A 12,196-nucleotide genomic window follows, 5' to 3' on the forward strand; every position below is an offset into this window, starting at 1 on the left:
CGCGGTCGACCAGGTGCAGGTCGCCGTCGAGGTCGAGGTAGCCGACGTCGCCGGTGCGGAACCAGCCCTCGGCGTCGGGGCCGTGCGCACCGGCGCGGCCGTGCCGCTCACCGCGGGGTAGTCGCTCTCGCTCACGCGCGGTCCGTCCTGCTCATGATCCGAGTAGACCACATCTTCGGTGGCGATCCCGGTCGAGACCGTCGCCTCCGAATCGCCGCCGCCGTCCTTGGCGGTGCGCTGCCAGGGTGGGCTCGACGACGTGCCGTCTGCCTTCTCGGATGGTGTCACGAAGAGTCAGTCCTTACCCGTGCGTGGGGCGCCGCTCACTGCTCCGGCGCCGTGCCGTCTTCTTCCGTGCTTTCCTCGGGCGCGGTGGTCACCTCGCCGTCGACGGCGGGGGTCTCCACAGCCTCGTCCACCGAAGCTTCCGAAGTATCCGAAGCGTCCGTGGTCTCCGCGGTGTCCTCGCCACCATTGGCGACGTCCGAACCCTCGTCCGCGTTGCGTGCGACCGCGAGAAGAGTTGTGCCGTCCGCCAGATTCATCAGCCGCACGCCCTTGGTCTGGCGACCGGCCTTGCGCACGTCGCGCGCCGGCGTGCGGATGACCCCGCCGCTCGAGGTGATGGCGAACAGCTCGTCGTCCTCGTCGACGATGAGTGCTCCCACCAGCCTCCCACGTTTCGTGTCGTGCTGGATGGTCAGCACACCCTTCCCGCCGCGGCCCTGCACCGGGTAGTCCTCGATCGGCGTGCGCTTGGCGTACGCGCCGTCGGTCGCGACCAGCAGGAACTTGTCGGGCTTGACCACGCTGATGCCGAGCAGTTCGTCGCCGTCGTTGAACCGCATGCCGAGCACGCCGGACGTCGCGCGGCCCATCGGGCGCAGCGCCTCGTCGGTCGCGTGGAAGCGGATCGACTGGCCGCCGGCCGACACGAGCAGCAGGTCGTCCTCCGCCGCCGCCAGCACGGCGCCCACCAGCTCGTCGCCTTCCCGCAGGTTGACGGCGATGAGGCCGCCCGCGCGGTTGGAGTCGAAGTCGGTGAGCTTGGTCTTCTTCACGAGCCCCTTCTGCGTGGCCAACACCAGGTACGGCGCCACCTCGTAGTTCGGGATCTCGATGACCTGGGCGATCTGCTCGTCGGGCTGGAACGCCATCAGGTTGGCCACGTGCTGGCCGCGCGCGTTGCGGTTGGCCTCGGGCAGGTCGTACGCCTTGGTTCGGTAGACGCGGCCCTTGTTCGTGAAGAACAGGATCCAGTCGTGCGTGGAGCACACGAAGAAGTGCTGCACGATGTCGTCCTGCTTCAGCGTGGCGCCCTGCACGCCCTTGCCGCCGCGCTTCTGTGAGCGGTACAGGTCGGTCTTCGTGCGCTTCGCGTAGCCGGTGCGCGTGATGGTGACCACCACGTCCTCGACCGCGATGAGGTCCTCGACCGACACCTCGCCGTCGAACGGGATGATCTTCGTGCGCCGGTCGTCGCCGTACTTGTCGACGATCTCCATGAGCTCGTCGCGGATGATCGAACGCTGGCGCTCCGGCTTCTCGAGGATGTCCTTGAGGTCCGCGATCTCCAGCTCGATGTCGGCCAACGTGTCGATGATGCGCTGCCGCTCCAGAGCGGCCAGCCGGCGCAGCTGCATGTCGAGGATAGCCGTGGCCTGGATCTCGTCGACGTCCAGCAGTTCCATCAGCGCCGGCCGCGCCTCGTCGGCCGAGGGCGAACGGCGGATCAGAGCGATGACCTCGTCGAGCAGATCCAGCGCCTTGACCAGACCGCGCAAGATGTGCGCGCGCTCCTCGGCCTTCTGCAGGCGGAACTTGGTCCGCCGGACGATGACCTCGACCTGGTGCTTCACGTAGTGCCGGATCATTTGGTCGAGCCGCAGGGTGCGCGGCACGTCGTCGACGATCGCCAGCATGTTCACGCCGAAGTTCTGCTGCAGCTGGGTGTGCTTGAACAGGTTGTTCAGCACCACCTTCGCCACGGCGTCGCGCTTGAGCGTGACCACGATCCGCATGCCGGAGCGGCTGTTGGACTCGTCGGCGATGTCGGCGATGCCCGTGAGCTTGCCGTCGCGCACCAGGTGCGCGATGTTCTCGACGAGGTTGTCCGGGTTCACCTGGTACGGCAGCTCGGACACGACGAGCGTGGTGCGCCCCTTCGCGTCCTCCTCCACCTCGACGACCGCACGCATGCGCACGGAACCGCGGCCCGTGCGGTACGCGTCCTCGATCCCGGAGGTGCCGAGGATCATCGCCTTGGTCGGGAAGTCCGGGCCCTTGATGCGCGTGAGCAGCGCGGCCAGCAGCTCGTCGTCGGACGCCTCGTAGTTCTCCAGCGCCCACACGACGCCGTCCGCAACCTCGCGTAGGTTGTGCGGCGGGATGTTGGTCGCCATGCCGACCGCGATGCCGGAACTGCCGTTGACCAGCAGGTTCGGGAACCGCGCCGGCAGCACGTTGGGCTCTTGCGTGCGGCCGTCGTAGTTGTCGCGGAAGTCGACGGTGTCCTCTTCGATGTCCGCCAGCATCTGCATCGCCAGCGGCGCGAGGCGCGACTCCGTGTACCGCATGGCGGCGGCGGGGTCGTTGCCCGGCGAACCGAAGTTGCCCTGCCCGTCGATGAGCGGATAGCGCATCGACCACGGCTGGGCCAGGCGCACGAGGGCGTCGTAGATCGCCGAGTCACCGTGCGGGTGGTAGTTGCCCATGACGTCGCCGACGACGCGGGAGCACTTGTTGTACCCGCGGTCCGGCCGGAAACCGGAGTCGAACATCGAGTAGAGCACGCGCCGGTGCACCGGCTTGAGACCGTCGCGCACATCCGGCAGCGCCCGCGCCACGATCACGCTCATGGCGTAGTCGATGTAGGAACGCTGCATCTCCTGCTGGATGTCGACCGGCTCGATGCGGTCGTGTTCCGGCGGCAAGGTTTCCGTCATGGGTTCCTTCTCGGGGAAAGGTCAGGGCAGTCGGGGGAAGGCGGACGACTACACGTCCAGGAAGCGCACGTCCTTGGCGTTACGCGTGATGAACGAGCGCCGGGCCTCCACGTCCTCGCCCATGAGAACGGAGAACAGGTCGTCGGCCTGCGCGGCGTCGTCGAGGGTGACCTGGCCCAGCAGGCGGTTGGCCGGGTCCATCGTGGTCTCCCACAGCTCTTCGGCGTTCATCTCGCCGAGACCCTTGTAGCGCTGGATCGCGTCGTCCTTCGGCAGCCGGCGGCCGGCCTCGACACCCGCCTGGATCACGGCGTCGCGCTCCTTGTCGGAGTACGCGTACTCCGGGTCCTGCCGCGGCCACTTGATCTTGTACAGCGGCGGCCGCGAAAGGAACACGTGGCCGTGCTCGATCAGCGGGCTCATGAAGCGGAACAGCAGGGTGAGCAGCAGCGTGGTGATGTGCTGGCCGTCGACGTCGGCGTCGGCCATCAGCACGATCTTGTGGTAGCGCAGCTTCGAGAGGTCGAAGTCGTCGTGGATGCCGGTGCCCAGCGCCGTGATCAGCGACTGGACCTCGGTGTTCTTGAGCACGCGGTCGATGCGCGCCTTCTCCACATTGATGATCTTGCCCCGGATGGGCAAGATCGCCTGGTACATCGAGTCGCGGCCTTCCTTGGCCGAGCCGCCGGCCGAGTCACCCTCCACGATGTAGAGCTCACACTCGCCCGGGTCGTTGGAGCGGCAGTCCTTGAGCTTGCCCGGCAGGCCGCCGATCTCCAACGCGCCCTTGCGGCGCACCAGGTCCCGCGCCTTGCGGGCGGCCATGCGCGCCTGCGCCGAGGAGATCGACTTGTTGATGATCGTCTTCGCCTCGTTGGGGTTGCGCTCGAACCAGTCGCCCAGCCACTCGTTCGACTGCTGCTGCACGAACGTCTTCGCTTCGCTGTTGCCCAGCTTCGTCTTCGTCTGACCCTCGAACTGCGGCTCGGACAGCTTGATCGAGACGATCGCGGCGAGACCCTCGCGCACGTCATCGCCAGTGAGGTTCGCGTCCTTCTCCTTGAGCAGCTTCTTCTCGCGCGCGTACGCGTTGACCACGCGCGTGAGCGCCGCGCGGAAGCCCTCTTCGTGAGTGCCGCCCTCGTGGGTGTTGATCGTGTTCGCGAACGTGTACACCGACGGCGTGAACCCGTTGTTCCACTGCATCGCGACCTCGACCTCGAGGCCGACGCCCTTCGCGTCGAAGGAGATCACGCTCTCGTGGATCGGGTCCTTGCTGCCGTTGATGTGACGGACGAAGTCCTCGAGCCCGCCGGGGTAGCAGTAGACCTTCTCCTTGACGCGGGCCTGCTTGCCCTCCGCGTCCGCTTCGGTCTCCTCGTCGGCCACGCGCTCGTCGCGCAGCGACAGGGTGAGGCCCTTGTTGAGGAAGGCCATCTCCTGCAGGCGACGCGAGATCGTCTCGAAGTTGTACGTGGTGGTCTCGAAGATGTTCGAGTCGGCCCAGAAGGTGATCGTGGTGCCGGTGTCCTCGGCGGGGCCGAGGTCCTCCAGCGGGCCGGCGACCTGGTCCGTGTAGAGCTGACGCCAGCTGCGGCCGCCGACCTTGATCTCCGCGAGCAGCTTCGTCGACAGCGCGTTCACCACCGAGACGCCGACGCCGTGCAGGCCGCCGGACACCGCGTAGGAGTCGCTGTCGAACTTGCCGCCCGCGTGCAGGATGGTGAGCACGACCTCGAGGGTCGGCTTCTTCTCCTTGGGGTGCATGTCCACGGGGATGCCGCGTCCGTCGTCGACGACTCGTACCCCGCCGTCGGCGAGGAGAGTAACCTCGACCTTGGTGGCGAAGCCGGCCATCGCCTCGTCCACGGAGTTGTCCACGACCTCCTGGACCAGGTGGTGGAGACCGCGCTCACCGGTGGAACCGATGTACATACCGGGGCGCTTGCGGACCGCTTCGAGGCCTTCGAGCACGGTGATGGACGACGCGTTGTACTCGCTCTTGTTCTCGGTCACCGGCGTTGTTTCTCCTCGTCTCGCCCGAGCGGACGCTCGCTACTCCTCCAGTGTACTTGCCCGCGCGTGCTGACATGCGGCAAGGACACCCCTCACTGCGTCACAGAGCCGCGAAATCGCTCGAAGGCGAGTCAGGTCGTAGCTCGCGGGTTGTCAAGCGGTTCTCGGGGAACTCACCCGCCGACGCGCAACCGGAGTCAGCCGTACGTGTCACGAGGCCCGCGACCCGGCACGACCCGTGGTCCTTTCCGCCAGCTCGGCGCCGTCGGACCCTGGATCCGCATGCGCTTCACGACGCCGTTGCCGACACCCGCGGCGATCTTCGCGATGAGCTTGCTCTGCAGCAGCCGCAGCTGCGTGGCCCACGCCGTGGAGCTCGCGCGAACGGTCAGCTCGCCATCCTTGAGGCTCACCGGCTGAGCGTGTTCGGCGACGTCCTCGCCCACGAGCCGGGCCCACTGCCCGAACACGCGCGCGTTGGTCATCGTGTCCTGCCAGCCGCTGTCGGAGACCAGCCGCGAGACGAGCCGGCCGAGCGGCTGCGGGTCGCGCGCGTCGGCTCCGGGCCCCGACCAGCGACGACGGCGCAGGTTCTGGCCCCCGCCGCCCGTGATCCGGCCGCGGCGCAGGTTCGGCGGAGCACCGCGTTCCTTCGCCTTGGCCTTCGCGGCCTCGAGCGCGGCGTGCGCCAAGTCCCGTCCGGAGGGCTTCCCGTTCGGCCCAGCGGACACATCACGCTCGGTACCGGAATCACGCGTCCCACGTGGGTGATTGCCCGTTTGGGGCGTGTCAAGGCCCTCATCAGGCCGTTTCGTCACGCGCGGCGATAACCGGTTCACGGGTTTATCCACACTGTCCACAGGTTTGTCCCCAGATCGGTGGGTAACTTCTGTGACCGCGGTCACCCGCCGTGGCCGACTTGATCTTGGGGCCGAGGACTCAGGCACGATTGACCTCGCCATCCGCCACCACGAACCGGCTCCCGGCCAGCTCCGACGGCACGTCCTCGTCCACCGCCGCCGTGATGAGCACCTGCTCGGCACCCGCGGCGACCTCCGCGAGCCGCGCCCGCCGTTTGCGGTCGAGCTCGGCAAACACATCATCCAGCAGCAGCACCGGTTCGCCCGCTTCGCCACGCAGGAGCTCGTAGCTGCCGAGCCGCAGGGCCAGCGCGAACGACCACGACTCGCCGTGGCTCGCGTACCCCTTCGCCGGTGCCTCGCCCAGAATCAGCTCCAGCTCGTCGCGGTGCGGGCCGACGAGGCTGATGCCGCGCTCCAGCTCGTTGCGCCGGACGTCGGCCAGCGCCTTGAGCAGCAGCTCGCGCAGCACTTCCGTGTCCGCCCGCTCGCCGCCGGCCACGCCGTAGCCCGGTGGCAGCGCTTCGCCGAGCGACGACTTATACGCGATCGACGCCGGCCGCGAATCCGGCGCGACGCCCAGGTAGGCCTCCGCCGTGTACGGCCCGAGGTCGGCGATGAGGTTCAGCCGCGCAGCCAGCAGCTGGGCGCCGGCCACCGACAGGTGGTCGTCCCAGACGTCGAGCGTCGAGAGCGCGTACGGGTCCTCCTTGCCGGTGCGGCGCTTGCCCGCGGTCTTGAGCAGGGCGTTGCGCTGCTTGAGCACCTTCTCGTAGTCCGCGCGCACGCCCGCGTACCGAGGTGCGCGCAGCACCAGCAGCTCGTCCATGAACCGGCGGCGCTCGCTCGGATCCCCGCGTACGAGCGCCAGGTCCTCCGGGGAGAACAGCACCGTGCGCAGGATCCCGAGCACGTCACGCGGTTTGCCGACCGCGCCTCGGTTCACACGAGCGCGGTTGGCTCGTCCCGCCGTGATCTCGAGCTCGACGGTGAGCTCGCGGTCGTCGTTGACCACGGCGACGCGCACGAGCGCGCGCTCGCACCCGTGCCGGATCAGCGGGGCGTCCGTCGCGACCCGGTGGGAACTCAGGGTCGCGACGTAGCCGATCGCTTCGAGCAGGTTCGTCTTCCCCCGGCCGTTCTGACCGACGAGCACGGCCGGGCCCGGTTCGAGGGCGAGGTCGGCTTGCGGCCAGGACCGGAAGTCGGTGACCTGGAGATGTCGCAGATACACGAGCGGAGGGAGGCTAGCTCCCGGCCTTCTTCACAGCGTGGCCACCGAACTGGTTGCGCAGCGCGGCGACGGCGCGCATCGCGGCGGAGTCCTTCTGCCGCGAGGAGAACCGGGCGAACAGCGCGGCCGAGAGCACCGGCGCCGGCACCGCGTTGTTCACGGCCTCCTCCAGCGTCCACCGGCCCTCGCCCGAGTCTTCGACGTAACCCTCGAGGTCGTCGAGCTCCGGGTCCTCCTCCAGCGCGCGCACCAGCAGGTCGAGCAGCCAGGAGCGCACGACCGTGCCGCGCTGCCAGCCCTTGATCACCTCGGGCACGTTCTTCACGACGTGCGCGGCCTCGAGCAGCTCGAAGCCCTCGGCGTAGGCCTGCATGATGCCGTACTCGATGCCGTTGTGGATCATCTTCGCGTAGTGGCCGGCGCCGACCTCGCCGGCGTGCGAGAAGCCTTCTTCACGCGGGCCTTCCGGACGCAGCGTGTCGAAGATCGGCATCGCACGGGCGACGTCGGAGCCGGCGCCGCCGACCATGAGGCCGTAGCCGTTGTCCTTGCCCCACACGCCACCGGAGACACCGCAGTCGAGGTAGCCGATGCCCTTGGCCGCCAGCAGATCCGCGTTCAGCTTGTCGTCGGTGAACTTCGAGTTCCCGCCGTCGATCACGAGGTCGCCCTCGGACAGCGACTGGCTGAGCTCCACCACGGTCTGCCGCGTCGGCTCGCCGGCGGGGACCATGATCCAGACGATGCGCGGTGCGTCCAGTTTGGACACCAGATCGGCGAGCGACTCGGAGTCGGTGACGGCCGGGTTGCGGTCGTAGCCCACGACCTCGTGCCCGGCGGCGCGCAGCCGCTCGCGCATGTTGAAGCCCATCTTGCCCAGGCCCACGAGACCGAGCTGAACCATGAGATCCCCTTAGGTAGGAACGAAAATCCGCGGTTGTGACGCGCCGGTCAGCCCGGGAGCCGGACCGGCATCAGCAGGTAGAGATAACCGGGGACGACGTTGCCCTCGGCGTCGGCGGGCTTGATGAGCGCCGGCCGGTTGGGGGTGGTGAAGGTGAGTTCCGCGCGGTCGCTGTGCAGCGCGCCGAGCCCGTCGACGAGGTAGCCGGGGTTGAAGGCGATGGTGACCGGTTCCCCCTCGTAGTCGACCTGCAGCTCTTCCTCGGCGCTGCCCTCGTCGTCGCCGCCGGCGGACAGCCGCAGCGACCCGTCGGCGAACTCCAACCGCACCTGCGTACCCCGCTCGGCGACCAGGGAAACGCGCTTGATCGACTCGGCGAGCGCCGACACCTCGATCACGGCACGAGACGTGTGGGTCGCCGGCAGCAGCTGCCGGTAGGGCGGGAACTCCGCGTCGAGCAGGCGGGTGGTGGTGTAGCGGCCGTTGCCCGAGAGGCCGAGCAGACCTTCGCCGCTGGCGAGCGCGAGGCGCACGGTGCTGCCGGCGCCGCCGAGCGTCTTCGCGGCTTCGGCGAGCGTGCGCGCGGGCACGAGCACCGCGGCGTCGGCCAGGCCCTCGGCCGGCTTCCACGTGAACTCGCGCATGGCGAGGCGGAAGCGGTCGGTGGCCACGAGCGTGAGGGTCTCGCCCGAGATCTCCAGCCGCATGCCGGTGAGCATCGGGAGCGTGTCGTCCTTGCCTGCGGCGGTGACGACCTGGGTCACGGCCTGGCCGAACGTGTCGCCGGTGAGCTCACCCGCGAAGGCGGGCTGGGACGGCAGCTGCGGGTAGTCCTCGACGGGCATGGTCGGCAGGGAGAAGCGCGCGCTGCCGCACGTGATGGTGGCGCGGGCGCCGTCGACGGAGATCTCCACCGGCTGCGCGGGCAGTGCCTTGGTGATGTCGGCGAGGAGGCGGCCGGAGACCAAGAGGCGGCCACCGTCGGCGATCGTCGCGGGGACGCCCACCGTGGCGGAGACCTCGTAGTCGAACCCGGACACCGTGAGCGCGTCGGACTCCCCGTCCGCACCCGCGTCGAGCAGCACACCGCCCAGCACCGGCACCGGAGGCCGGGACGGGAGGCTCCTGGCCACCCAGGCGACGGCGTCGGCAAGCCCGTCGCGCTCCACGCGGATCTTCATGCGCGCATCCTTTCGACAGCCGAGCCCCTCGGCTCGTGAAGGGTCGGCGGCTGGCGGTTCACGAGTACTGCGCCGAGTACGCCGCGACCGAGTCCCCACCGGGCCGGCCCGTTTCGGCGTGCCGGGATCGGCGCACAGGAACGGACCAGGTGCAGGCATCCACGTTAGGCCGTCGCCGGGGGTCCCGTCACCTCGGCCTCCCCTTGACTTTGTCGACAAGGAGACAGGCTCGACGGCTTGTCCCCAACTTCGTCCATCGCCTGTTTTTGTTTTGTTCTTTCTTTCAAAAGATCTAAGAGCAGTAGCAGTAATAGGGGCTGTGGGTTGTGTGGACAGAGCTCGTTCGCCCAGGTCGGAGGGCGCGGCGGGGTGTGGAGAGTCCTGGTGGTGGATCGGTGGATGGTTCGGGCGATCCGTGGATGGTTTCGTCCCGGCCGCGATCCATCCACATCTCGGGCCGGTTGTCCCCATGGTTGTCCCCAGGTGTGAGGGGAGTTGTACCCAGGTTCTGTGGGTGTGGAAACCGGCCCGAATCGCCCTGGAGAGTGACGGGCTCCCGTTGTGGATCACGTGTGGGCAACCTGTGGAATCCCCGTGGACAGCCCTGTGGAAAGTCTGTGGATTCCGTGTGGGCGGGATGTGGACCGATTCGGCGTCACCGCAGCTGGGGGATCTGCTGGAGTTGTGCACAGACTGCGCACAGGGTGGGGAAAACTCCTTGTGTATCAATGGGTTTGGGGATGGTTGCGTACGCGTGCGTACGTGGGCGACGGCACACGCCGCTTGCTTCGCTGCTTCGCCTGTGCACGGGTGCTTCGTCCACGTTGGACCCGGGGCGTTGTGGAAGGTGTTGTGTGGTAGGGGAAACCGGGGCTCGCGGGGGTCTCGGTCGAGCGTGCGGGGTGCGGGGTGGACGAGTCTCTGTGGACGGACAGCGGGCCTCAGTGCCGGACCGCGGGCCTCGCTGAGCGCCGTCGTGAGTTACGTCCTCACGCCGCCCATGGAAAAGGAGGGCGCCGCCCGTAGGCGACGCCCTCCTTGAAGCTCCGAAGCTACTGCCGAGCCCGCTGCTTGATCCGCGACGTGAGCTCCTGCACCTGGTCGTAGATGCGCCGGCGCTCGGCCATCTCCTTGCGGATCTTCTTGTCCGCGTGCATCACGGTCGTGTGGTCGCGGCCGCCGAACGTCTGCCCGATCTTCGGCAGCGACATGTCGGTGAGCTCGCGGCACAGGTACATCGCGATCTGGCGCGCCGTGGCGAGTGCCTTCGTCTTGCCGGGCCCGCAGAGGTCGTCGAGCGTGACGTCGAAGAACTCCGCGGTGACGCCCATGATCGTCGGCGCGGTGATCTCCGGTGCGTGTGAGTCGGGGATCAGGTCGCGCAGCACGATCTCGGCGAGCCCGACGTCCACGGCCTGCTGGTTGAGCGACGCGAACGCGGTCACGCGGATCAGCGCGCCCTCGAGCTCGCGGATGTTCGCCTCCACGCGCGACGCGATGAACTCCAGTACTTCGCCCGGCACCGCCAGCCGGTCCTGCGCGGCCTTCTTGCGCAGGATGGCGATGCGGGTTTCGAGCTCGGGCGGCTGGATGTCGGTGATCAGGCCCCACTCGAACCGCGTCCGCAGCCGGTCCTCCAGCGTCTCGAGGCGCTTGGGTGGGCGGTCGGAGCTGACGACGATCTGCTTGTTCGCGTTGTGGAGGGTGTTGAAGGTGTGGAAGAACTCTTCCTGCGTACCTTCTTTGCCTTCCAGGAACTGGATGTCGTCGACGAGCAGGATGTCGATGTCGCGGTAGCGCCGCTGGAAGGCGACCTTGCGGTCGTCTCGCAGCGAGTTGATGAAGTCGTTGGTGAACTCTTCGGTCGAGACGTAGCGCACGCGCATGCCGGGGAACAGCCGTTGCGCGTAGTGGCCCACGGCGTGCAGCAGGTGCGTCTTGCCGAGCCCGGACTCACCCCAGATGAACAGCGGGTTGTACGCGCGGGCCGGCGCCTCGGCCACGGCCACCGCGGCCGCGTGGGCGAACCGGTTGGACGCGCCGATCACGAACGTGTCGAAGGTGTACTTCTCGTTGAGCTTCGTCTTCGACGTCTGCGGCTGCGCGGGCGCGGTGTAGGGCTGCCCGGCGATCGGCTGGCCGGAGAACGTCGGCCAGATCTCGTGGACGGCGGCGAGCGCTTCGCCTTCCTCGTCCACTTCTTCGTTCGGGTCGTCGGACTCCTCGAGCGGGGCCGGCTGCGGCACCGGGCGCTGGCGCGGCGGCTCGGGCCGGGCGGCGCGCGCGGCGGCCATGGAGGCGCCGTCGATCGGCGGACGCTGCTGCGCGACGGAACCGTTGTCGAGGCGGCCGTTCTCAAGACGCCCGTTGTCGGGCCGGCCGTTCTCCACGTGCGTGGGGTCGAGGTGACCGGGTTCCAGGTGCCCGTTGTCGACACGGCCGTTGTCGGGGTGCCCGTTTTCCACCCGAGGTGGTGAGGGCACGTAGCGCGGCGCGGGCGCGATGGCCTCGGCGCTGTCGACCTTCACGGCGAGCGACACGGCGCGGCCGAGCCGGCGGGAGAGGGCGTCGGTGATCGCGCCCCGCAGCGCGCGTTCGATCGCTTCCTTCGCGAAGTCACTGGGGGCAGCCAGCAGGGCGGTGCCATCGAGCAGGCCGATGGGCCTCGTCACCCGCATCCAGGCTCGTTGCTGCGGCGAGAGGGTGCCGTCGGACAGCTCCCGTACCACCTGCTCCCAGATGACGCCCAGATTGTGCTGGTGCTCGGACACCTGTCTGGCTCCCCTCCCCTCGTCGGCGTGAACGGCGGAATCACCCCAAGCACGCCCGCGAAACTCTCCCCTGGACGTCATCTTGGACCGACCTGCGCGTGGGCACAGCGAATATCCACATAGTTGTCCACAGCTGTGCACTAATGTACGGCTGCCCGCAGCCACGCCACCTGCGGGCTCGGCGTTCGCCGTGGGCGCCTCCACACCCCGGTGGCGATACCGCCGCGCGCCTCGAGACCGGGCGACCCGGAAGAGGCACGCTAACAAGCCTCGCCCGCTGCCACA

General features: G+C 68.5%; 7 protein-coding genes. All 7 read right to left on the bottom strand.

Annotation, left to right across the window (positions count from 1 at the left end; all coding sequences use genetic code 11):
- Positions 1–323 precede the first annotated feature (323 nt).
- Positions 324–2,945 carry a DNA gyrase subunit A gene (gene gyrA / locus AB0M56_RS00005; protein WP_364169023.1) on the bottom strand — a complete coding sequence of 874 codons (2,622 nt, stop codon included), beginning with the start codon at positions 2,943–2,945 and terminating at the stop codon, positions 324–326.
- A 48-nt stretch (positions 2,946–2,993) separates the two neighbouring features.
- Positions 2,994–4,961, bottom strand: coding sequence for a DNA topoisomerase (ATP-hydrolyzing) subunit B (gene gyrB / locus AB0M56_RS00010; RefSeq protein WP_364169026.1), 1,968 nt, complete (start codon positions 4,959–4,961; stop codon positions 2,994–2,996).
- Positions 4,962–5,158: 197 nt separating this feature from the next.
- A complete protein-coding gene (locus AB0M56_RS00015) occupies positions 5,159–5,692 on the bottom strand; it encodes a DciA family protein (RefSeq protein ID WP_364169029.1) in 534 nt (177 codons plus the stop codon).
- Positions 5,693–5,900: 208 nt separating this feature from the next.
- A complete protein-coding gene (recF, locus tag AB0M56_RS00020) occupies positions 5,901–7,055 on the bottom strand; it encodes a DNA replication/repair protein RecF (RefSeq protein WP_364169032.1) in 1,155 nt (384 codons plus the stop codon).
- Between the two features lie 13 nt (positions 7,056–7,068).
- The gene (gnd, locus tag AB0M56_RS00025) at positions 7,069–7,959 is read right to left on the bottom strand and encodes a phosphogluconate dehydrogenase (NAD(+)-dependent, decarboxylating) (protein WP_364169035.1); all 891 of its coding nucleotides are present in this window, start codon (positions 7,957–7,959) and stop codon (positions 7,069–7,071) included.
- Between the two features lie 47 nt (positions 7,960–8,006).
- On the bottom strand, positions 8,007–9,140 hold the full coding sequence (gene dnaN, locus AB0M56_RS00030) for a DNA polymerase III subunit beta (RefSeq protein WP_220245406.1): 1,134 nt from the start codon (positions 9,138–9,140) through the stop codon (positions 8,007–8,009).
- Positions 9,141–10,192: 1,052 nt separating this feature from the next.
- Positions 10,193–11,911 (bottom strand): chromosomal replication initiator protein DnaA, encoded by a 1,719-nt coding sequence (dnaA, locus tag AB0M56_RS00035; protein WP_364169039.1) that lies wholly within the window; start codon positions 11,909–11,911, stop codon positions 10,193–10,195.
- Between the last annotated feature and the right edge of the window lie 285 nt (positions 11,912–12,196).

The organism is Amycolatopsis sp. NPDC051372 (assembly GCF_040682095.1).
In the GTDB taxonomy this organism is placed as follows: Bacteria; Actinomycetota; Actinomycetes; order Mycobacteriales; family Pseudonocardiaceae; genus Amycolatopsis.